The sequence below is a fragment of the Aromatoleum diolicum genome (assembly GCF_012910955.1).
GTDB lineage: Bacteria > Pseudomonadota > Gammaproteobacteria > Burkholderiales > Rhodocyclaceae > Aromatoleum > Aromatoleum diolicum.
On sequence record NZ_WTVQ01000029.1, the window covers coordinates 1 to 20107 of the forward strand.

20 protein-coding genes and 1 tRNA gene are annotated in these 20107 nt (G+C 64.3%); 6 read left to right on the forward strand and 15 right to left on the reverse strand.

From position 1 onward, the window contains the following. The 5 genes from GPA25_RS16010 to GPA25_RS16030 form a co-directional block, all read right to left on the reverse strand. Positions 1-190: helix-turn-helix domain-containing protein (locus tag GPA25_RS16010; RefSeq protein WP_169259103.1), on the reverse strand; the 190-nt coding region annotated here is incomplete at its 3' end. Positions 191-291: 101 nt separating this feature from the next. Next, positions 292-368: transfer RNA gene (locus GPA25_RS16015), tRNA-Pro, on the reverse strand. Between the two features lie 15 nt (positions 369-383). After that, positions 384-1352: an octaprenyl diphosphate synthase gene (ispB, locus tag GPA25_RS16020; protein WP_169261408.1), complete on the reverse strand. Its 969-nt coding sequence runs from the start codon at positions 1350-1352 to the stop codon at positions 384-386. A 97-nt stretch (positions 1353-1449) separates the two neighbouring features. Beyond that, positions 1450-2193 (reverse strand): glycerophosphodiester phosphodiesterase, encoded by a 744-nt coding sequence (ugpQ, locus tag GPA25_RS16025; protein ID WP_169261409.1) that lies wholly within the window; start codon positions 2191-2193, stop codon positions 1450-1452. A 15-nt stretch (positions 2194-2208) separates the two neighbouring features. Then, positions 2209-3534 (reverse strand): extracellular solute-binding protein, encoded by a 1326-nt coding sequence (locus GPA25_RS16030; RefSeq protein WP_169261410.1) that lies wholly within the window; start codon positions 3532-3534, stop codon positions 2209-2211. Positions 3535-3686: 152 nt separating this feature from the next. On the opposite strand from GPA25_RS16030, the gene GPA25_RS16035 reads away from it, so the two are divergent. From GPA25_RS16035 to GPA25_RS16050, 4 genes are all read left to right on the forward strand, one after another. Further along, positions 3687-4094 (forward strand): hypothetical protein, encoded by a 408-nt coding sequence (locus GPA25_RS16035; RefSeq protein WP_169261411.1) that lies wholly within the window; start codon positions 3687-3689, stop codon positions 4092-4094. Positions 4095-4237: 143 nt separating this feature from the next. Beyond that, entirely contained in the window at positions 4238-5347 is a 1110-nt protein-coding gene (rlmM, locus tag GPA25_RS16040; protein ID WP_169261412.1) for a 23S rRNA (cytidine(2498)-2'-O)-methyltransferase RlmM, read from the forward strand. A 198-nt stretch (positions 5348-5545) separates the two neighbouring features. After that, positions 5546-7024 carry a DEAD/DEAH box helicase gene (locus GPA25_RS16045; RefSeq protein WP_169261413.1) on the forward strand — a complete coding sequence of 493 codons (1479 nt, stop codon included), beginning with the start codon at positions 5546-5548 and terminating at the stop codon, positions 7022-7024. Positions 7025-7200: 176 nt separating this feature from the next. Beyond that, on the forward strand, positions 7201-9120 hold the full coding sequence (locus GPA25_RS16050) for an EAL domain-containing protein (protein WP_246265771.1): 1920 nt from the start codon (positions 7201-7203) through the stop codon (positions 9118-9120). Here GPA25_RS16050 and GPA25_RS16055 read toward each other — a convergent pair. Genes GPA25_RS16055 through GPA25_RS16070 form a run of 4 tightly spaced genes read right to left on the reverse strand, consistent with a single transcriptional unit; the run spans position 9114 to position 12363 of the window. After that, the gene (locus tag GPA25_RS16055; protein WP_343034968.1) at positions 9114-9551 is read right to left on the reverse strand and encodes a hypothetical protein; all 438 of its coding nucleotides are present in this window, start codon (positions 9549-9551) and stop codon (positions 9114-9116) included. The two genes, GPA25_RS16050 and GPA25_RS16055, sit on opposite strands and share 7 nt — an antisense overlap. Next, positions 9552-10925, reverse strand: a complete 1374-nt coding sequence (locus GPA25_RS16060) for an NAD(P)(+) transhydrogenase (Re/Si-specific) subunit beta (protein WP_169261415.1) — start codon at positions 10923-10925, stop codon at positions 9552-9554. Beyond that, positions 10922-11224: a proton-translocating transhydrogenase family protein gene (locus GPA25_RS16065; RefSeq protein ID WP_169261416.1), complete on the reverse strand. Its 303-nt coding sequence runs from the start codon at positions 11222-11224 to the stop codon at positions 10922-10924. The genes GPA25_RS16060 and GPA25_RS16065 overlap by 4 nt, the downstream gene beginning before the upstream one ends. A 14-nt stretch (positions 11225-11238) precedes the next feature. Then, on the reverse strand, positions 11239-12363 hold the full coding sequence (locus tag GPA25_RS16070; protein WP_169261417.1) for an NAD(P) transhydrogenase subunit alpha: 1125 nt from the start codon (positions 12361-12363) through the stop codon (positions 11239-11241). Positions 12364-12637: 274 nt separating this feature from the next. Between GPA25_RS16070 and corA the strand changes: the two genes are divergently transcribed. After that, entirely contained in the window at positions 12638-13735 is a 1098-nt protein-coding gene (gene corA / locus GPA25_RS16075) for a magnesium/cobalt transporter CorA (protein WP_169261418.1), read from the forward strand. Here the strand turns inward: corA and GPA25_RS16080 are convergent. Beyond that, positions 13724-14485, reverse strand: a complete 762-nt coding sequence (locus GPA25_RS16080; RefSeq protein WP_169261419.1) for a PP2C family protein-serine/threonine phosphatase — start codon at positions 14483-14485, stop codon at positions 13724-13726. The two genes, corA and GPA25_RS16080, sit on opposite strands and share 12 nt — an antisense overlap. Positions 14486-14634: 149 nt before the next feature. On the opposite strand from GPA25_RS16080, the gene GPA25_RS16085 reads away from it, so the two are divergent. Continuing rightward, on the forward strand, positions 14635-15078 hold the full coding sequence (locus GPA25_RS16085) for a MaoC family dehydratase (protein WP_169261420.1): 444 nt from the start codon (positions 14635-14637) through the stop codon (positions 15076-15078). A 43-nt stretch (positions 15079-15121) separates the two neighbouring features. Here the strand turns inward: GPA25_RS16085 and glcF are convergent, their stop codons facing one another. The 5 genes from glcF to GPA25_RS16110 are packed head-to-tail and all read right to left on the reverse strand — an operon-like array spanning position 15122 to position 20076. Next, on the reverse strand, positions 15122-16366 hold the full coding sequence (glcF, locus tag GPA25_RS16090) for a glycolate oxidase subunit GlcF (RefSeq protein WP_169261421.1): 1245 nt from the start codon (positions 16364-16366) through the stop codon (positions 15122-15124). A 2-nt stretch (positions 16367-16368) separates the two neighbouring features. Continuing rightward, on the reverse strand, positions 16369-17445 hold the full coding sequence (glcE, locus tag GPA25_RS16095; protein ID WP_169261422.1) for a glycolate oxidase subunit GlcE: 1077 nt from the start codon (positions 17443-17445) through the stop codon (positions 16369-16371). Beyond that, on the reverse strand, positions 17442-17600 hold the full coding sequence (locus tag GPA25_RS16100) for a hypothetical protein (protein WP_169261423.1): 159 nt from the start codon (positions 17598-17600) through the stop codon (positions 17442-17444). Before GPA25_RS16100 ends, glcE begins: the two co-directional genes overlap by 4 nt. Beyond that, positions 17600-19111 (reverse strand): FAD-linked oxidase C-terminal domain-containing protein, encoded by a 1512-nt coding sequence (locus GPA25_RS16105; RefSeq protein ID WP_169261424.1) that lies wholly within the window; start codon positions 19109-19111, stop codon positions 17600-17602. Before GPA25_RS16105 ends, GPA25_RS16100 begins: the two co-directional genes overlap by 1 nt. Next, the gene (locus GPA25_RS16110; RefSeq protein WP_343034969.1) at positions 19108-20076 is read right to left on the reverse strand and encodes a FadR/GntR family transcriptional regulator; all 969 of its coding nucleotides are present in this window, start codon (positions 20074-20076) and stop codon (positions 19108-19110) included. The genes GPA25_RS16105 and GPA25_RS16110 overlap by 4 nt, the downstream gene beginning before the upstream one ends. Positions 20077-20107: the final 31 nt, after the last annotated feature.

The window sequence follows — 20107 nt, forward strand, 5'->3', positions numbered from 1 at the left end:
AGTGTGCCATCGCGCCCCAGTTCTGGCGACCGTGCTTGCGCAACCAGACCAGAACCGTCGACCGGCCTTGAATGCCGTAACGCTCCTGCGCCTGCTTGTAGGTCAGTTCGCCTTTTTCTACTTGCTCGACCACCGCCAGTTTAAAAGCCAGCGTGTAGTCCCGCTGTGTCCTCTTAATCCCCGTTTCCATCTGACTTCCCCTTTCTTTCCAGAAAAGGTGTCAACTTCTTTCAGGACGGGTCACACAAAACAAAAAAGCCACTCTTTCGAGTGGCTTTTCGCGGGAATCATTGGTCGGGGAAAGAGGATTCGAACCTCCGGCCCCTGCGTCCCGAACGCAGTGCTCTACCAGGCTGAGCTATTCCCCGACGCCTGTGCAGAAATCAGTAATTCCTGACAACTGCAAAGTCCGATAATTGTAGCAGCGCTTCTTTGAAAATGGAAGGGGGAAGTACGTCGATTGCGTCAATCGCCAGTTGCGCTTCAGCGCGCGCATAGCGACGGGCCTCCTCCAGCGCACCGGTCTGGCGGATCGCCGCCAGGATCGCTTCGAAATCGTCACGTCCGCCACTCTCGATGGCACCACGCACCAGCGCAGCCTGCTCGGGCGTACCGTGCTGCATTGCATGAATCAACGGCAGCGTCGGCTTGCCTTCAGCGAGATCGTCGCCGAGATGCTTGCCCGTGGCCGCTTCATCGGATGAGTAATCGAGCACGTCATCGATCAGTTGAAACGCGGTGCCGAGATGCATGCCGAACGAGGCCATGCGAGCTTCGAGTGCCGCGTCGGCGCCACCGAGAATCGCTCCCAGACGGGTTGCCGCCTCGAAGAGTTTGGCCGTCTTGTAGCGGATCACACGCAGATAGTCGTCGATTTCGACGTCTGCGTTGTGACAGTTGAGCAGTTGCAGCACTTCGCCTTCCGCGATGACGTTGGTCGCATCGGCCAGCACCTGCATCACGCGCATGTTGCCAACACCCACCATCATCTGGAAGGCGCGCGAATACAGAAAGTCGCCAACCAGTACCGACGCCGCATTGCCGAAGGTCGCATTGGCGGTCTTGTTGCCGCGGCGCAGGTCGGATTCGTCGACAACGTCGTCGTGCAACAGCGTGGCCGTGTGAATGAATTCGACCACTGCGGCGAGTTCGTGGTGATGCACGCCCTGATAACCCATCGCACCGGCCGAGAACAGCACCAGCGCCGGGCGCAGACGTTTCCCCCCGCTGTGGATAATGTACTCCGCCACCTGGCGGATGAGCACGACGTCGGAGTGAAGACGCTGACGGATGACCGCATCGACCGCTTGCATATCGGCGGAGATCGGCGCGTAGAGCTGCTGGGTCGACAAGGCTGGCGCGCTCAATGGAAAAAGGCGGATGTTATGGGTGCAACTGGCGTGCCGTCAAGAAAAGCGGCCCGAACGGAACGGCGCACCGGGCGCGGACTCACGGGCGCAAGGAGCGCACGATGTCGGGACGGTCGGTAATCACGCAATCAACACCCCACTCGAACAAGGTTCGCGCACGTAGCGGGTCATTCACCGTGTAGGCCACGACCCACAAACCGGCATCCCGCACCGCAGCGACATTCGTCGCATCGAGGTGCTTGTGAGCAACATGCAGGGCCACCACACCGAGACGGCGACATCGCATCTGCCAGTCCTTCGGGATTGCGCTGACCAGCAGCCCCCTGCGCAACTCGGGCGCCAATGTCGCAGCGACTTCCAGGGCCCGCTCGGAAAACGAGGACAGCAGCAACTCGGATGCGCCGGCCCACAACTCGCGCGCGCGTCGCACAACGACCTCCGCGGTAGCCTCTTCCGCCCCCTCGGACGGTTTGATCTCGAGGTTGACTGCAAGCCCCAGCGCCTTGCAGCGCGCCGCAGCGGCTTCAAGCGTGGGTAGCGGCTCGCCGGCAAAACGCCGGTCAAACCACGCGCCGGCATCCAGTGCGCGGAGGATTTCGTCCGGGGTATCGGCAACAGGACCACGGCCGTTGGTCGTGCGCTCGAGCGTTTCGTCGTGGATCAGCACCGGCGAACCGCTGCCGCTGAGCATCACGTCGAATTCCACCCCGCCGCAGGCATTGCCCAACGCGGCGTCAAGCCCCGCCAGCGTGTTCTCGGGCGCCAGCGTACCGCCGCAGCGGTGCGCCAGCACCGCAGGGAGCGGCCAGTCGTGGCGGGGCATGCGCGCTCGCTCTGCTCAGCGGGGAATCGGGAGCAGAGCCTGCACGCGGCTGACCGCCGTATCTAGCGCTTCCTTGGCAGGTTTCCGGTCAGCCCACACGGCGCTGAGTTCTTCGTCGAGGATGCTCAGCACGCGCGCGCGCCCGACCATCGGCGATGAACTCGAGTCCACAGTCGCGGGTTTGTGGCTGAGCTGCGACACCGCCACCTTGACGTTCTCGAGATCCGGCCCGAGAACCTCACTCTGCGCGGCAAATAGCCCGGCACGGTTGAGCGGCAGATAGCCGGATTCACGCTGCCAGGCGACCTGGTTCTCCGGCTGCAGCCAGAACGCGACAAAGCGTGCAACCCCCTTGTAGTCGGCTGTCGGTTTTCCGGCCGCGACCCACAGTGCCGCGCCATCCGCGAGCGTATTCTGCGGCGCACCGGGGAAATCATCGTGATAGGGCAGCGGCGCGACGCCGACCTCGAACGCTGCCTTGCGCCGGAAATCCGTCCAGCTCGACGAAGGCGCGGCGATCACGGCACACTCACCAGAAGCAAAACGCTGTTCGGCGTCGCTGTCGGCATCGAAGGTACGCAGATAGCGCGCCCGGTGCCAGCTGGCCATCATCGCCACGTGCTTGACCTGCAACATGCCATTGAACGACGCGCGCTCGCCCTTGCCCTGGCGCGCCGCAACCGGTTCGTTATGCCAGGCACTGGTGTTTTCGATCATCACGCGACCGTGCTGCGACACCGTATAGGGACACTGGGAGCCGCCATCGAACAGCTGGCCAAGTACCTGTTGCAGATCGAACCACGTTTTCGGGGGAGCATCCGGATTCAGGCCGACGCGCTGGAATTCCTTGCGGTTGATGTACATCACCGGCGTCGACAATCCGACGGGCAGTGCCAGCAACTGTCCCTTCGCATCAACCAGCGCGCGGTTCATCATGGCGGGCGGCTTGAGCGTCTGCAGCGGCACGCCGGCTTCGCGCATCACGCTCGACAGTGCCTTGTAACGCGGCTTGCCGGCCAGGAACTGCTCCACCGCCTCGCCCTGCAGAATCGCCATGTGCGGCGTGTCGCCGTCGTTCCATGCACCGGCCTGCAGACTGAGGCGGTACGCCTTGTTGCTCTCGTTGAAGCGCGTGACCAAGTTCTGCAGCGCTTCCTCGCGCTCCGGGCTCAGTTGGTGCACCAGACGAATTTCCTTGACGCCGCCCGTCTCCGCCGGCACCTTGGCTGCCTTCGGCTTGGCATGCGCCGCGCCCGACAGACCGATGAGAACGCCACCGCACAACAGGGCGGCAACTCCCGCCGTAACACCATCTCGCAACACTCGAGCCAAGGGCTTCATTCCTGCTTCCTTCACGACCGTAAAATGCGGAAAAGACAGAAGTATAGAACCACTTACCCCCACCGGCGTCGAGGGCTTGCAGGACATTGCATCAAGATTTTTCCTGGGATGACGTTAAAGACCTCATATCCAGTCGAAGGTATCCTCAAACCATGTTCGCGCGACGCCTTTTTCCCCTCCTGCTACTGCTGACACTGTGTGGCTGCGAGCAAGTAAGCAACGCACTCGACCTCCCCGACCCGAAGAAGGCCGCGGCTTTAGCCGAGGCGGACGGCAAGGCGATCGGCAGCGCCTGCCGGCATGCCGGACGCTCGCTCGAGGATTGCTACGCACTCAACGCGAAAGCGCAGAAAGCGGCGGTGTTCGCCGGATGGCGCGAGATGAATGACTACATGATGCAGAACAACCTGCCGACGGTCCCGTCGCTTATCCAGAGCCCCGTGCAGGCGACACAGACGGCCCAATCTGCCACAGAGGCGTCACCCGCTGCTACGGAGCCCTCAAACACTGCGTCGCCAGCCGAACAGCGTCCCCCGCGCCGCTCGCGCGCCACGCAGTAGGCGCGCTACGCGGGGCACATGACCGTGCGTGCACAGCCGGCCGCAAACGCCGGACCTTTGCGACCGGACGCGCGCGGCTTATCATCCGCGGCGATCCCGCAAAACCGATACCACACGGCCAAGGCCGCAGCGAGCCCCAACTGATGTCCCATACCCCACAAAATCGCCTCGGCCTTGCCGTGCATGGCCTGCTCGCGCTGTGCCGCGCCGGGTTTGAGAAGGAAGTCGCCGCCGAGCTCGACGAGCTTGCCACCGGACTCGGTCTGATGGGTTTTGTCCGGGCCCAGCCCGGCAAGGCTTTCGTCACATTCGAGGCATACGAGCCGGTCGCATTCGCCGATCTGGCCGAACGCTGCGACTGGCGCAGCCTGACTTTTGCGCGTCAGCTCCTGCCCTGGTTTGCCCGCATCGACAACCTGCCGGAGCGCGACCGCGCGACACCGATCGTGGCGACCGCGCGCGCAGCTGAACAGCGCTTTGCCGAGTTGGTACTGGAAACACCTGACACTGACGATGCCAAGCAGCAGTCGGGCTTCTGCCGCCGCTTTGCGCTGCCGCTGCAACTCGAACTGGACAAGGCCGGCGTGTTCCGCGAACGGGCAAAAGGCCTTCCCGAACTGCACATCCTTTTTCCCGATGCCACCACGGCCTGGCTGTGCGCGGCCTTACCGGGACGCGCCGCACTTTGGCCAATGGGCATACCGCGTCTGCGCATGCTGCGTGAAGCAGCAAGCCGGTCGACGCTGAAACTCGCCGAAGCGATCTTCACGCTCCTCACCGAAGACGAGCGCAACGCCAGCCTGCGCGCCGGCCTGCGTGCCGTCGACCTGGGCGCCGCACCCGGCGGCTGGACCTGGCAACTGGCGCACCGTGGCCTGCGAGTCACCGCGATCGATAACGGCCCGATGGCCCCTTCAGTAATGGCGACCGAAATGGTCGAACATATACGTGCCGACGGTTTCACCTGGCGCCCCCAGCGCCCCGTCGAGTGGATGGTGTGCGACATGGTCGAGCAGCCGACACGCATCGCCGCGCTGGTCGCCGACTGGATTGCCACCGGACGTTGCCGCCGGACGATCTTCAATCTCAAGCTGCCGATGAAGAAGCGCCTCGAAGCAGTCGAGCAGTGCCGCGCAATCATCACCAAGCGCCTCGCCCAGGAGGGCCCGTTCGAGTTGCGCTTCAAGCACCTATACCACGACCGCGAGGAAATCACAGGTTACCTGGCCCTGCGCAATCCGCGCGGAGGCTGACCCGCGCAGGCCGAAAAAACAGGACCGACGGCGCAACATTCGCACCGGATCCCGCATGTATAATGCTCGTTTTACAGCACCCGGCCTGCCGGTTGGCGCGAGCCCTTCCGGAACCCAAGCGTTCCGGTCATCGTTCATCCAATCGCCTCTCCTGGCGTCGCGCCCCACGCGGCAGGCCTCCATGGAAGAATGGCGCCTATGAGTTTCGCCGACCTCGGGTTGATTCCCGAGCTGTTACGCGCAGTAACCGAGACCGGTTACACCACCCCCACCCCGATCCAGCAACAGGCCATCCCGGTTGTGCTGGCGGGCAATGACATGATGGGCGGAGCCCAGACCGGCACCGGCAAGACCGCCGGCTTTACGCTGCCGCTGTTGCAGCGCCTCGCCCGGCATGCCAGCACCTCGACCAGTCCGGCACGCCATCCGGTTCGGGCGCTGATCCTCGCGCCGACGCGCGAACTGGCGATGCAGGTCTTTGAGTCGGTCAAGACCTACAGCAAGTATGTGCCGTTGCGCAGCACCTGCATCTACGGCGGGGTCGACATGAAGCCGCAGATCCAGGATCTGCGAAACGGCGTCGAAATCGTCGTCGCGACCCCGGGACGCCTGCTCGACCACGTGCAGCAGAAGACCATCCAGCTCGGGCAGGTCGAAATGCTGGTGCTCGACGAAGCCGACCGCATGTTGGACATGGGCTTCATCCCGGACATCCGTCGCATCCTCGACCTGCTGCCGGCCGCGCGCCAGAGCCTGCTGTTCTCGGCGACCTTTTCGGATGAGATCAAGAAGCTCGCCGACCAGATGCTGAAGGAGCCGCAACTGATCGAGGTCGCGCGCCGCAACATGGTGTCGGAGACGATCACCCACCGCGTGCACCCGGTCTCGGCTGGCCTGAAGCGAAACCTGCTCGCGCACCTGCTGCGGCACGAACCGGATACCCAGGCGCTGGTGTTCGTCGCGACCAAGATCGAGTGCGGACGCCTCGCGCACTTCCTCGAACGGCACGGCATTGCCGCCGACGCTATCCACGGCGACAAGGGCCAGGCGCAGCGCACCGATACGCTCGAAGCATTCAAGTCGGGCAAGCTGCGCGTGCTCGTGGCAACCGATGTCGCCGCCCGCGGGCTGGATATCGACGACCTGCCGTCGGTGATCAACTTCGAGTTGCCGCATACCGCCGAAGACTACGTGCACCGCATCGGCCGCACCGGTCGTGCCGGTCGCAAGGGACATGCGGTATCACTGGTCAGCACCGAGGAAAAACATCTCCTCGCAGATATCCAGAAGCTCATCAAGCTGGAAATTCCGCAGGAACTCGTGCCGGGCTTCGATCCGGAGCCGGACTTCTACGAATCGGGCAGTCGTGGCAAACACGGCCGTCGCCCCGCGGCCGCGAAGGCGCCGGAAACGACGCATGAGACGCCCCGCGAGCTGCCCCCCACGCGCGCGCCGCGTGCCGCAAGCGCCGGAAAATCGACGGATGTGCGGCGACGCGGAAGGTCCACCGTTGCGGCCGACGGTTTCGATTACAGCAAGCCCTACGAACCGGTCAATCCGGTCGCCGAGGCTTCGACATCCGGAGCATCCGAGGCAGGCTTCGACACCCGATCCGGACTGCCGCGGCGCAACCCCCGCCCGATTGCGGTGCTGCTCGGTGGCCTGGGGCGCAAATAGGCGTTCGCGATGACCGATCGCTCCTCACGATCGATCGCACGGCCGAAGGTTGCAAACGTATGAGCGACTGGAAATAGGGCCAGCAAGCCCGCCTATTCCGCGCAATCGGATTGGCAGGTTCAAGTATTCTGGTGTGACGCCGATAAGTCACCCGAATACTTGGAATGACCGCCCAGATGAACGCAGCCCGTCGCCCCCAGGGCAACGAAAACCCCGAAGAGCCCTTCATCCCGGATTTTTCCGAGGGAGCGGAGACCGGCCTGTATCTCGCGCTGTTCGAACTTCTCGACGAAGGGCTCATCATCACCGGTGACGAAGTCGTGCTGGAAGCCAACAGTGCGGCGTGCCGGCTGCTCGAACGCGATTACCGGCAAATCGCCGGTAAGCCGCTGGCGGACCTGTTCCCCTCCGAGCGTGACTTTCTCGATGCGCGTGCGCGCCTGTTCATTCAGGGGGAGATGCGCGGCAGCCTGCGCGTGTCGCTGCCGGGCGAACGGCATCGCAATCTGCGCTTCGTTGCCGCTGCGCGCATTCGCCCCGGCATTCATGCGCTGATCCTCAGCGCCGACGTGATTGCCGAAGCTTACGCGGATGCCCCGTTTACCGACGCCGCCCCGATCGACACCCTGTGGCCGCGACTGGCCGCGGCGCTCGAGCAACCAGTCATCGTCATCGACGAGCAGGGCCGGATCGCCGCCGCCAATACCGCGGCACTCGGCACGCTCGGGCTGACTCGTGGCAGCATAGTTGGACAGGCGATCGACACTTGCATGGGCATCGAATGGCCGGCCGCCGACGCAGCGCCGGTTGCCCGCCTGACCGTCCCCGGACGCAGGGCCGACATTGCCGCACGCGTACTTCCTGGCCCGAAACCGGACTGGCGGCTGCTGGTCCTCCCGCCCGCCGAACGGACTACTGTGCGACCGGAGGCTCCTGTTCAAGCCCCCGCGACCAATCGCATTGTCCAGCCGGCAACGCCTGGAGCCGGCAGTTCCGCGGACGACGTGCTCGAACGCATGTTTGCCGACAGCCCGCTACCTACCCTGTTGTGCGAGGGGCCGACCTTGCACATCTTCGCGGCCAACAATGCAGCGGCCAGAGTGTATGGCTACTCGCGCGAAGCGCTGTGCACGATGTGCGTCGGCGACCTGCGCGTCTGTCCTGGAGATGGGCGCAAACCGTCGGAGCCCGGTATCTGGCAGCACCGGCGCCAGGACGGCAGCACTTTCGACACCGACATCCTGACTTACCCGGTTCAATCCGCCTGCCACCCGGGCGCCACCGTGGTGATGCACGACCTGCCCGAAGCACCGCTGATGGCCTTCGAGACACGCCTGCGACATGCCGTCGATCTCGATCAGCTGGAAGTCCATTTCCAGCCACTGATCGACGCACGCAACGGCTCAATACGCGGCGGCGAGGCATTGCTGCGCTGGCATCACCCGGAACTCGGTCTGATTCCGTTTCAACGTTTCGCGGGCGTCGCGCGTGATGCCGGCCAGCTCATCCGCATGGGCGACTGGGTACTGCATGCGGCGTGCGCGCAAGCTGCCGACTGGACGCGCGCCGACGGCCAGGCGGTGCGCGTCACCGTCAATGTCGCAATCGAACAGATGCTGCATGGCGACCTCGCCGAGCGCGTTCGCCATGCGCTTGCCGCATCAGGCCTGCCGGCCGCGCAACTGGAACTCGATCTCGACGAACGCGTGCTCAAGGATGAAAATACGCCCCTGCTCACGACACTCAATTCGCTTGCCGAAATGGGCGTACAACTGGCCATCGATGATTTCGGCCGCGGCCTGGCATCGATCCCGCGATTGAAGCGCTACCCGCTGCGCGCCCTCAAGCTCGACCCTTTGCTGGTCGGCGAGGTTGGCGTGCGCGAGGACAGTGAAGCGATCGTCGAAGCGATTTCCAGCATGGCTGGCGTATTGGGGCTGGAAGTCCTGGCTCGGGGTGTTGCAGGTGAAGCGCAACAATCCTTCCTGTCGGCACTTGGTTGCCACCTGCAACAGGGGCCGCTATTCGGTCAGCCAATGACGGCTGATGCCTTCCGCGCCTATCTGCAACAAACGGGCGCGCGCAAAGCTCAGTAGGCGAGCAGCGTCCGACAGCTTTCCGTGCGGCCGGTGATGCGGCTGAAACTCGCGAGCTGCGCCTTCACGAATTCGTCGGACACGCGCTCATCGGCACAGTAATCACGCAGCTGCAGCGCGTAGGCGAGGTTTTGCATGTCGCGCACGGTGCGCGACAACGCAGGATAGCGGTAACCCGTGGTATCGCGGAATGACTCGACCGGTTTCCCGGCGCCCTCGGCAGTCGCAGCGGTGGCCGCACCCGACGGTGCTGGCTGGGCGCCGACGCCACCAGCCAGCAGCATTACAAAACACACGATCAGCGGGCGCGGCGACATCTGCCTACCCTCCTTGAAGCACGCGATGTCCCTGTAACGGCATTCATCGCGGCCATCTTGAGGGCTGCGGCCGGCCACCCATGCAGCGGTGACCGGCACACGGCCCTTATACACTCAGACCTCCAGCGCCTTCACGTGCGTGATCACCTCGCCGATGATCTGCTGCGCACTGCCGTACAGCATGCGGCAGTTGTCCTTGTAGAACAGCGCATTCTCGATGCCCGAGTAACCGGCCCCCTGGCCCCGTTTGACGACGATGACGTTGTGCGCCATATCCACGTTGAGGATCGGCATGCCGTAGATCGGGCTCGACTTGTCGGTGCGCGCGACCGGGTTCACGACGTCGTTGGCCCCGATCACCAGCGCCACGTCCGCCTGCGGGAAGTCGGCGTTGATCTCCTCCAGATCGAAGATCTTGTCGTAGGGCACGCCCGCTTCGGCCAGCAGCACGTTCATGTGGCCCGGCATGCGGCCCGCGACCGGGTGGATCGCGAACACCACCTCGACGCCGCCCTCTTCGAGCAGTTGCGCCATTTCCCACACCTTGTGCTGCGCACCGGCCACCGCCATGCCGTAGCCTGGCACGATGATGACCTTGCCGGCATAGCGCATCACCGACGCTGCGTCGAGTGCCGAGAGCTCCTTCATCGAACCCTCGATCGCCTCACCGCCGCCGGCCGCCTCACCGGTTATCGGCGTGAAGATGATGTTGCGGATCGGCCGGTTCATCGCCTTTGCCATCAACTGCGTCAGCAGCGTGCCGGAGGCGCCGACAACGATACCGGCGACAATCAACGCGGGGTTGCCGAGCACATAGCCCTCGAGACCTACCGCCAGACCGGTGAAGGCGTTCAGCAGCGAGATCACCACCGGCATGTCGGCACCGCCGATCGGGCTGGTGAGGATCGCACCGAGCGCCAGCGCAACGATAAAGAAGGCAATCACGATCGCGGACGGGGGCGTCTCGACGACCACGATTACCAGCCCCAGCACCACTGCGAGCGCGGCGAGCCCGAGGTTCACCATGTTCTGCGCCGGCAGCCGCCAGGCCTTGGTCATGATGCCCTGCAGCTTGGCGAAGGCAATGCACGAGCCGGAGAACGCCACCGAGCCGATCAGCGCACCAAGCACCGCCAGCGTGGTGGCGATGGCGCCGTGCGAGCCGCCGCGAGCGAACTCGAGTGCCGCGATCGCTGCTGCGGCGCCGCCGCCCATGCCGTTGTAGATCGCCACCATCTGCGGCATGTCGGTCATCTTGACGACGCGCCCACTCCACCATGCGACACCGCCGCCGAGCACGATGGCGGTGATCATCAGACCGTAGTTCTGCATGCCCGGGGTGTAGAAGGTGACGAGCGTCGCGGCGATCATGGCGTAGCCGGCCCACACGATGCCCTTGCGGGCAGTCACCGGCGAGCTCATCGCCTTGAGGCCGAGGATGAACACCACGGCGACTGCGAAGTACACCAACTGGATGACGCCGCTCATTTGGCACCTCCGGCCTTGGTGTCGCGCTTGAACATCGCGAGCATGCGTTCAGTCACCACGTAGCCACCGGCGGCGTTGGCCGCGCCGAGGAACACCGCGACGAAACCGATCGCAAGTTGCGCGGGATCGGCCGGATCGGCATGGCCGAGCACGACCATCGCGCCCACCAGCACCACGCCGTGCACGAAGTTGGACCCCGACATCAGCGGGGTATGCAGGATCACCGGCACGCGCGAAATCACCTCGTAACCGGTGAACGCGGCCAGCATGAAAATATATAGTGCGCTTATGCCTTCCACGATTGCGTCCTCCGTCACAGTCCCAGTACCTGTTTGACGCCCGCATGCCGCAACTCGCCCGCGTGGGTGAGGCAGCAACCGGCCATCACTTCGTCTTCCCAGTCGAGCGCAAGCGCTCCGTCCTTGATGAAGGGGGAGAGGAAGTTGTACAGGTTCTTGGCGTACATCTCGGACGCATGCACCGGCATGCGACTGGCGATGTGGGTGGGGCCGATCACGAGCACGTCGCCCACCCACACTTTCTCGCCGGCAACCGAACCTTCGACGTTGCCGCCGGATTCAGCGGCCATGTCGACGATGACCGCGCCCGGTTTCATGCGTGCGACCATGTCGGCGGTGATGATGCGCGGCGCACGCTTGCCGGGAATTGCGGCAGTCGTGATCAGCGCGTCGCACTGGGCGACGGCTTTGGCGAGGCGCTCGGCCTGTTTCGCCTTCTCCTCGTCGGTGAGTTCGCGCGCGTAGCCGCCGGTCCCGGCTGCGGTAACGCCGGTGTCGACGAACTTGGCACCGAGCGACTCGATCTGCTCGCGCGTTTCGGGGCGCACGTCATAGGCTTCGATCATCGCGCCGATGCGGCGCGCGGTGGCGATGGCCTGCAGTCCGGCGACGCCCGCACCGATGACGAGCACCTTCGCCGGACGGATGGTGCCGGCGGCGTAGGTGAGCATGGGGAAGAACTTCGGACTGTGGTCCGCGGCGATCAGCGCGCATTCGTAGCCGGCCACCGCCCCCTGGCTGGAGAGCACATCCATGCTCTGCGCACGCGAGATGCGCGGCAGCAACTCCATGGCGAAGGACGTGATCTGCTTGTCCATCAACTGCTGCGCGCGCTCCGCGCCGGACCACGGCTGCAGCATGCCGATCAGCACGCTGCCAGGTTTCATCGCCGCGATCAACTCCGGCGATGGCGGCTGCACGCACAGCACCACGTCGGCCGTACTGCACACTTCGGCCCCGCTCGAGGCGAACTGCACATCCGCAAACATCTCGTCGCGCAAGTGGGCCGACTGGCCGGAGCCAGACTGGATCACCACCTGAGCCCCGAGGCCTTGATACTTCTTCACAACATCCGGCATGACCGACAAGCGTCGTTCGCCGGGAATGGTTTCCGCTGGCACTCCGATTAACAGAGGCATTGGCCGTTCTCCCTGACTGATTGGTGTGATGAACCCTCGCGCGGATCGACTCCGACGGTGGCTAGGCATGGCAACCAGGCTTCACGCCCGAACCGCCCCTGCCCAACTCCGGCGCTCCCCCGTATCCGCGGGCAAATCTGCAGGTGAATGCGCCATCACCCTATTATTTTCCGATTGCCTCATGCCCACACAACCATGCAGTGCACAAGCGGCGCTTGATGGATAATACCGTTACATTAATCGAGCGCAACCCTGATTCTGCAGGATCATTCCTATGGGCACTCCTCGCGTCAATGCCAAACGCAGAAAATCGAAAGCCCTGACTGCTGCAAAAGCCGGACTGCCGCCGGGAACTCTGGTGCATGTCGGCGACGTCAAGACGGTGCAACCGCAGATCTCGCTGATCGCATATGACGACAGTGGCATAGAGGAGAAACGCTTCTCCAGCATCGCGGAATCGCGGGCATACCAGCCCGGCCACGGCCGCGTGTGGCTCAACGTGTATGGGCTGCAGGATGCCGAAATCCTTGGTGAAATCGGCCGGCGCTTTGGCCTCCACCCGCTGGTCCTCGAAGACATCCTCAATACTCACCAGCGCCCGAAGATGGAGGACTATGGCGACTACCTCTACTGTGTGGTGAGGGTATTCGAATACGATCCGGTCACCCGCACGCTCAACTCGGATCAGCTGAGCATCGTGCTCGGGGAAAATTTCGTCCTGACCTTCCAGGAGCGGCGCACCGGCACCTTCGAGCCGATCCGCGAACGCCTGCGCACGCCGCAGGCGCCGAACCTGAAGCACAGCGTCGACTATCTTACCTACACGCTGCTCGACGCGATCATCGACCAGTATTTCGTTGTCGTGGAGCAACTGGGGGATACCGCCGAACAACTAGAGGACGACGCCCTCGCCAGTCCCACGCCGACCTTGCTGCGAACCATCAATCTGGTCAAGCACGACACCCAGATGCTGCGACGTGCCATCTGGCCGCTACGCGAAGTGCTCAACAGCCTTATCCGCGGAGAAAGCGCGTTCTTCCGGCCGGAAACACGGCTTTACCTGCGCGACATCTACGACCACACCATCCACGTTATCGAAACGCTGGACGCCGTGCGCGAGCTTCTCGGCGACCTGATGGACATCTATCTGTCGGCAATCAGTAATCGACTCAACGTCGAGGTACGCATCCTCACCGTGCTGACCACGCTGTTCCTGCCCGCAACCCTGATCACCGGGATCTTCGGCATGAATTTCACGCACATGCCGTTGCTGGCGGATTCACAAGGTTTCTATGTCGCACTCGCACTGATGGGCAGCGTTGCGACGGCGATGGCCGCGATGTTCTGGCGGCGCAACTGGCTACGCCTGTAGCGCGGGAGCGTCCACCAACTTGATCAGTGCAAGCGAAATATTGTCGCCACTGCCGGCGCCGCGCTGCCGCGCCCAGTCAATAAGAACCTCCGCCGCGTCGCGCGCGCGGCGTGTGGCGATTGCGGCACTCAGTTCTGCGTCGGACAGGTGCCCCCACAGGCCATCGGAGCAGAGCAGAAAACTGTCGCCGGCCTGCGGCCGGACCGGATTGCCCAAGGCTACCTCTGGCGCGCGTTCGCTGCCGAGGCAGGACAGCAATACATTGCGCTGCGGGTGGATACGCGCGCCCGCCTCATTGAGCCGTCCTCGACGCTGCAACTCTCCCACCAGCGAATGATCCTCACTGCGACTGACCAGCCTCGTGCCACGAAAGTGATAGAGACGCGAATCGCCGCAATGGGCCCAGGTCACCATCCCAGGCTGCAATATCAGGACGACGGCCGTGCTGTGCGGATCCTGTTCGCTGGTCAGACGCGTGAGGCGAATGACGACATGCGCCTCGTTGACGATCTCTTCGAGCAGCCCCCTGGGCGTCTCGCATTGCGGCGAGTAGTCTTCGAAATTTTGCTTCGCCCGCAGCAGCACCTGCTCCGCGGCCATTGCACCACCGCTGTGCCCACCCATGCCATCGGCAAGTACGGCCATCACCGTGCCACGCTGGCGCGGGTGCGCAAATACCCCGACCCGGTCCTGTTGCTCGCGCCGGTCTCCGATATGACTTGCGACACATGTTTCGACAGTGAGCGGCATGATGGATAGCGAAGGTTATTGCGGCAGATGTTAGCGCCAGCTACGCCATTTGAGGTAGCCGCATCCGCCCTGCTAATCTGCCGCTCGTGACGTGAATCACACTCGAAAGCACTCTGCTTTCCAATTCCTTTACCACGACCGGGAGCCCTATGTACCGAGGACGCGCATACAACGAAGTGAAAGTCGGCGACAGCTTCGAAACGACGATGACGCTAACGGAAACCCACATCGTGATGGGTGCCGGCTTGTTCGGCGATTTCAATCCGCTGCACGTCAATCAGCGCGTTGCCGAGCAAAGCCGCTATGGCACGCGCATTGCGCACGGCTACCTGACCACTTCGTTCATGGCCGCGCAACTGGGCATGGTGTTCCACGGCACGGCGATCGCCTACCTCGAACACACCTCGCGCTTCACTGCACCGGTGCGCGCAGGCGACACGCTGACGATCACCTGGACGGTGGGCGCTCTCGAAGACAAACCGAAACACCAGGGCGGCATCGTCTCTCTGGCGGGCCTATGCATCAATCAGGAAGGAGAGAAGGTCGCCGAGGCCGAAGCCAAGATGCTGATCGCGGAAAATCCGCCGCGCTGAGCGACTGCACGCGGGAGGAGTCCCGCACGCAGTCGCCCCTCAGCTAGATCGGAAAGCCGTTGAGACGGCTATCCACAAGCTCGACCCAGTGACGCACCGGTGTCGCCGTACCGGCCTGCAGGTGGGTCATGCAACCGATGTTGGCCGACGCGATCAGCGACGCTCCGCCTTCGCCCAGTGCCGCGAGCTTGTTCTCGCGCAATTGCTTTGACAGCTCCGGCTGCAGCAGCGAATAGGTCCCCGCCGAACCGCAGCACAGATGCCCGTCACGCACCGGCGTTAGGGCAAATCCCGCGGCAGTCAGCAGTCCTTCGACGACACCGCGGATTTTCAACCCGTGCTGCAGCGTGCACGGCGACTGGAATGCCACGGCCAGCGCGTCGCCGCGACGGGTCTGCAACAATGCCGCAAGCTTCTCGCTCTCGGCTGCGACGATCTCGCTGACGTCGCGCGTGATCTCGGCAATACGCGCCGCCTTCTCGGCGTAGGCGGGATCCTGCACCAGCAGATGGCCGTAGTCCTTGACCTGCACGCCACAGCCCGAGGCGGTCATCACGATCGCCTCAACCTCGCCGCGCTCCACTGCCGGCCACCACGCATCGATGTTGCGCCGCGCGTCGGTACGCCCGCCTTCCTGATCGTTGAGGTGGAAGCGCACCGCGCCGCAGCAGCCGGCACCGGCTTGCTCGACCAGGGAGATCCCGACGGCGTCGAGCACGCGCGCAGTTGCGGCATTGATCGACGGCGCCATCGCCGGTTGCGCGCATCCCGCCAGCGCAATCATGCGCCGTGCGTGGCGCGGCTTCGGCCAAGGGCCGGCCGGACGCAACGCAGGAACCTTTTCCTGCAGCGCTTGCGGCAACAGCGTACGCACCGCGCGACCGGCCTTCATCGCCATACCAAATACATCGCTGCGCGGCACGAATTCGCGCAGCGCCCAGCGTTTGATGCGATCGGCGCCACGCCGCGGCACACGCTGCTCGACGATATTGCGGCCAATGTCGGCCAGACGACTGTAGTGCACGCCCGACGGGCAGGTCGACTCGCACGAGCGGCAGGTCAGGCAGCGGTCCAGGTGCAGACGTGTCTTTTCGGTGACGTCATGGCCTTCGAGCAACTGCTTGATGAGGTAGATGCGCCCGCGTGGCCCGTCGAGTTCGTCGCCGAGCAGCTGGTAGGTCGGACAGGTCGCGGTACAGAAGCCGCAATGCACGCAGTTGCGCAGGATCGCTTCGGCCTCGCGCCCTTCCGGCGTGTCCTTGATGAAATCGGCAAGCTGGGTTTGCATGGTCAGAGTCCGTTGTAGAAGCGGCCGGGATTGAAGATGCCTGCAGGGTCGAAGGCCTGTTTCAGGCGGCCATGGATCACCATCAGCGGCGCAGCCAGCGGGTGAAACACCTCGCCCTCGCGGTCGAACCCGCGAAACGCCGTGGCGTGCCCGCCAAGGCTGGCGACACGCTCACGGATCGTGTCGGCCGCCGCATCCGAGCGCAGCCAGCGCAGCGCCCCGCCCCATTCGATGAACTGCTGCCCGGCGAGTTTCACCGGCGCCGCGGAACTCGGAAGCGACAGCCGCCACAGGACCTCGCCCGGCGCTGTGGCGGTGGCAAAGAAATCATCGGTGTGTTCGCGCACGCTCTGCCAGAAATTCCCCGCCATGTCGGCCGCCAGCACCTCGCCACCGAGCTTGCGTTCAGCTGAACGGACGGCCGCTTCCGCCCCCGACAAACGCAGGTGGAGCGCGCCTTCGCACCACGCCGAAGCGGACAAGGGCAGGGGCTGCCCGCCCCAGTCGTTGAGGCGATCGATCGCTTCCTTCTCCCCCATCGCGAAACGCAGCGTCGTCTCCGCGACCGGGCGTGGCAGCACCTTCAACGACACGTCGAGAATCAGTCCCAGGGTACCCAGGCTGCCCGCAATCGCGCGCGACACGTCGTAGCCGGCGACGTTCTTCATCACCTGGCCACCAAAGGACAACACATCGCCGCGTCCGTCGATGATCTTCACGCCAAGCACGAAATCCCGCAGCGCGCCCGCCGCGTGTCGTCGCGGGCCCGAGAGTCCCGCCGCGACGCAGCCTCCGACCGTCGCGCCGGCACCGAAATGCGGCGGCTCGAAGGCCAGCATCTGATTGCGCTCGGCCAGCAGCGCCTCGAGTGCCGCCAGCGGCGTACCCGCACGCACCGTCACGACCAGTTCAGTCGGCTCGTAGCTGACCACACCCGCATGCCCGCGCGTATCGAAAACTTCGCCCGCCGGGTTGCGGCCGTAAAACCCCTTTGTCGCGCCACCGCGCAACTGCAGCGCCGTACCCGACGTCGCCGCGGCGCGCACCCGCTCGCACCATTGTTCAGTCAAATCGCTCATTCGCTCTCCGCCTTGCTCTGTACCTTGCTCCGCGCTTTACGCACATCCACTCTGTCCTCGCGCCGTCCGGCCATCGTCCGCAATGCCAACCACGAGCCGATCAACGACAACACCGGCACCACGACGAGGAGAAACTGGATCCAGCCCCGATCCATCAGAAACGGGGGATATCCGGATAGGGAATGTGGCCGTTGCTGACCCGCATGCGGCCATATTCCGCACAGCGATTCAGCGTCGGGATCGCCTTGCCCGGATTCAACAAGCCCCGCGGGTCAAACGCGGCCTTCACGCGGAAGAACATCGTCAGCTCGGGGCGCGTGAACTGGCTGCACATCTGATTGATCTTTTCGATCCCCACGCCATGTTCGCCGGTGATCGTGCCGCCAAGGGCCACCGACAACTCGAGGATCTCGGCGCCGAAGCCCTCCGCCCGCTCCAGTTCGCCCTCCTGATTTGCATCGAACAGGATCAATGGATGCAGATTGCCGTCGCCGGCGTGGAACACGTTGATGCAGCGCAGCCCGTACTTGCCTTCCATTGCCTGGATCGCCTCGAGCATCTCGCCCAGGCGCTTGCGCGGAATCGTGCCGTCCATGCAATAGTAATCGGGCGAAATCCTCCCCGCCGCCGGGAACGCCGCCTTGCGGCCGGCCCAGAAGCGCATGCGCTCGGCCTCGTCGCGCGACACGCGGATCTCGGTCGCACCGCTACTCTCCAGCACCGCGCGCACGCGTTCGATCTCTTCGGCGACCTCCTCCGGTGTACCGTCGGACTCGCACAGCAGGATCGCCTTCGCGTCGAGCGGATATCCCGCATGCACGAACTGCTCGACCGCCGCAGTCGCCGGCTGGTCCATCATTTCGAGGCCGGCGGGGATGATCCCGGCGGCAATGATCTCCGCGACCGCCGCGCCCGCCTTGATGACGTCGTCGAACGCCGCCAGCACGCACTGCGCGAGCTGCGGCTTCGGCGTCAGCTTGACGGTCACTTCCGTGACCACCGCCAGCATGCCCTCCGACCCGGTCACCAGCGCCAGCAAGTCGTAACCCGGCGCATCCAGCCCATGGTTGCCGATCTCGACGATTTCACCGTCGATCGTCACACCGCGCACGCGCAACAGGTTGTGCACCGTCAGACCGTATTTCAGGCAATGCACGCCGCCGGAATTCTCCGCGACGTTACCGCCGATGGTGCAGGCGATTTGCGATGACGGGTCCGGCGCGTAATACAACCCATGCGGCGAAGCAGCCTCGGAAATCGCAAGATTGCGCACCCCCGGCTGAACCACCGCCGTGCGTGCATGCGGGTCCAGATGCAGGATCCGGTTGAAGCGCGCCAGCGACAGCACCACGCCGAACTTGTGCGGCAGCGCTCCGCCCGACAGCCCGGTGCCCGCACCACGCGCCACCACCGGCACGCCGATCTCGCTGCAGATGCGCAGCGCCGCTACCACCTGCTCCTCGGTCGTCGGCAGGGCAACCACCATCGGCAACTGCCGATATGCCGACAGACCATCGCACTCGTAAGGATGCAGGTCTTCCGACTCGTACATCAATGCGCCCGCAGGCAGCACCCGCGCCAGCGCCTCCACCACCCGAGCCTTGTCGACGGCCGAAAAGTCCGCCTCCTGCTCCCCCAGGATTACCGGGTCCGACAACATGTTCATCGCTCACTCTCCAGTTCGTGCTGCGCTTGCACCGCACACACCGCCACCTTGCCCACCGCTGCGCCCCAACGCTGCGCATCCAGCCCCAATCGCCGCGCCGCGCCGACCAGGTGCGCCACCGCGGCCGCGCGTGCTGCCACAGCGTCACCGGCCGCAATCGCGTCGAATATCCTCGCATGCTCCGCCTGCGCGTCGCGCGCACGGCCAATGCGGTGCCCCTCCGCACTCCAGGTCGGCGCCCGGGAATCCGAAAACTGCTGGCCCATGAAGACCTGAAAACGCTCAATCTGCGTGTTGTGTGTTGCCGCCGCGACCGCCACATGAAAGGCATCGTCGTCGGACACCGCATCCGCACCGGATACCAGCGCCTCTGCCATTCGCTGGAGAGCCGCAGCCATGCGCTCAAGATCGGTACCCGAGCGGCGCTGCGCGGCCAATTCGGCCGCCCCCGTCTCGACCAGATAGCGCAACTCGAAAATATCCGAAACTTCGCTGTCGGAAATCTCCGCCGCCGGCAACGCATGCGCACCCGACGACGCACGCACCAAGCGAAAGCTCCCCTGCCCCGGCAACGCAGCCACATACGCCCCTGAGCCCTGCCGAGTCATCACACACCCATCAGCCTTGAGGCGCGAAATCGCCTCGCGGATCACCGCCCGGCTCACGCCGAAGCGCTCGCACAGCACTTTCTCGGTCGGCAGTAGCGCCCCGCTCTGCAACCCTTGCTCGCTGATCCACCCTTCCAGCTGGCGCGCCACGACATCGCTCAAACGCGGCGCACGCTCCGACCTCTCACTCGCCCCCATACGATTCGGCTCGCTCATCCAGGAAATTTGTCTGACAACATCCGAATCATAGATGTGCACCATCGCTCTGTCAGCATAGGGAATACCCGCGCCCCGCCGAGTCTCGCAGGCAAGCGCCCGAATCGCGCCTAAGTGCTGATTTCCTTGACGATTCCGCATCGATTCAGATAAAGTGCGCGATTCCTTTGCA

What these genes read in the sequence shown, in the direction of transcription:
- ugpQ (WP_169261409.1), bottom strand. Translation starts at nt 2,193, where the DNA reads ATGCCCCGCCACGACTGGCCGCTCCCTGCGGTGCTGGCGCACCGCTGC.
- GPA25_RS16030 (WP_169261410.1), bottom strand. Translation starts at nt 3,534, where the DNA reads ATGAAGCCCTTGGCTCGAGTGTTGCGAGATGGTGTTACGGCGGGAGTT.
- GPA25_RS16035 (WP_169261411.1), top strand. Translation starts at nt 3,687, where the DNA reads ATGTTCGCGCGACGCCTTTTTCCCCTCCTGCTACTGCTGACACTGTGT.
- rlmM (WP_169261412.1), top strand. Translation starts at nt 4,238, where the DNA reads ATGTCCCATACCCCACAAAATCGCCTCGGCCTTGCCGTGCATGGCCTG.
- GPA25_RS16045 (WP_169261413.1), top strand. Translation starts at nt 5,546, where the DNA reads ATGAGTTTCGCCGACCTCGGGTTGATTCCCGAGCTGTTACGCGCAGTA.
- GPA25_RS16050 (WP_246265771.1), top strand. Translation starts at nt 7,201, where the DNA reads ATGAACGCAGCCCGTCGCCCCCAGGGCAACGAAAACCCCGAAGAGCCC.
- GPA25_RS16060 (WP_169261415.1), bottom strand. Translation starts at nt 10,925, where the DNA reads ATGAGCGGCGTCATCCAGTTGGTGTACTTCGCAGTCGCCGTGGTGTTC.
- GPA25_RS16070 (WP_169261417.1), bottom strand. Translation starts at nt 12,363, where the DNA reads ATGCCTCTGTTAATCGGAGTGCCAGCGGAAACCATTCCCGGCGAACGA.
- corA (WP_169261418.1), top strand. Translation starts at nt 12,638, where the DNA reads ATGGGCACTCCTCGCGTCAATGCCAAACGCAGAAAATCGAAAGCCCTG.
- GPA25_RS16080 (WP_169261419.1), bottom strand. Translation starts at nt 14,485, where the DNA reads ATGCCGCTCACTGTCGAAACATGTGTCGCAAGTCATATCGGAGACCGG.
- GPA25_RS16085 (WP_169261420.1), top strand. Translation starts at nt 14,635, where the DNA reads ATGTACCGAGGACGCGCATACAACGAAGTGAAAGTCGGCGACAGCTTC.
- glcF (WP_169261421.1), bottom strand. Translation starts at nt 16,366, where the DNA reads ATGCAAACCCAGCTTGCCGATTTCATCAAGGACACGCCGGAAGGGCGC.
- glcE (WP_169261422.1), bottom strand. Translation starts at nt 17,445, where the DNA reads ATGAGCGATTTGACTGAACAATGGTGCGAGCGGGTGCGCGCCGCGGCG.
- GPA25_RS16100 (WP_169261423.1), bottom strand. Translation starts at nt 17,600, where the DNA reads ATGGATCGGGGCTGGATCCAGTTTCTCCTCGTCGTGGTGCCGGTGTTG.
- GPA25_RS16105 (WP_169261424.1), bottom strand. Translation starts at nt 19,111, where the DNA reads ATGAACATGTTGTCGGACCCGGTAATCCTGGGGGAGCAGGAGGCGGAC.
- GPA25_RS16110 (WP_343034969.1), bottom strand. Translation starts at nt 20,076, where the DNA reads ATGCGGAATCGTCAAGGAAATCAGCACTTAGGCGCGATTCGGGCGCTT.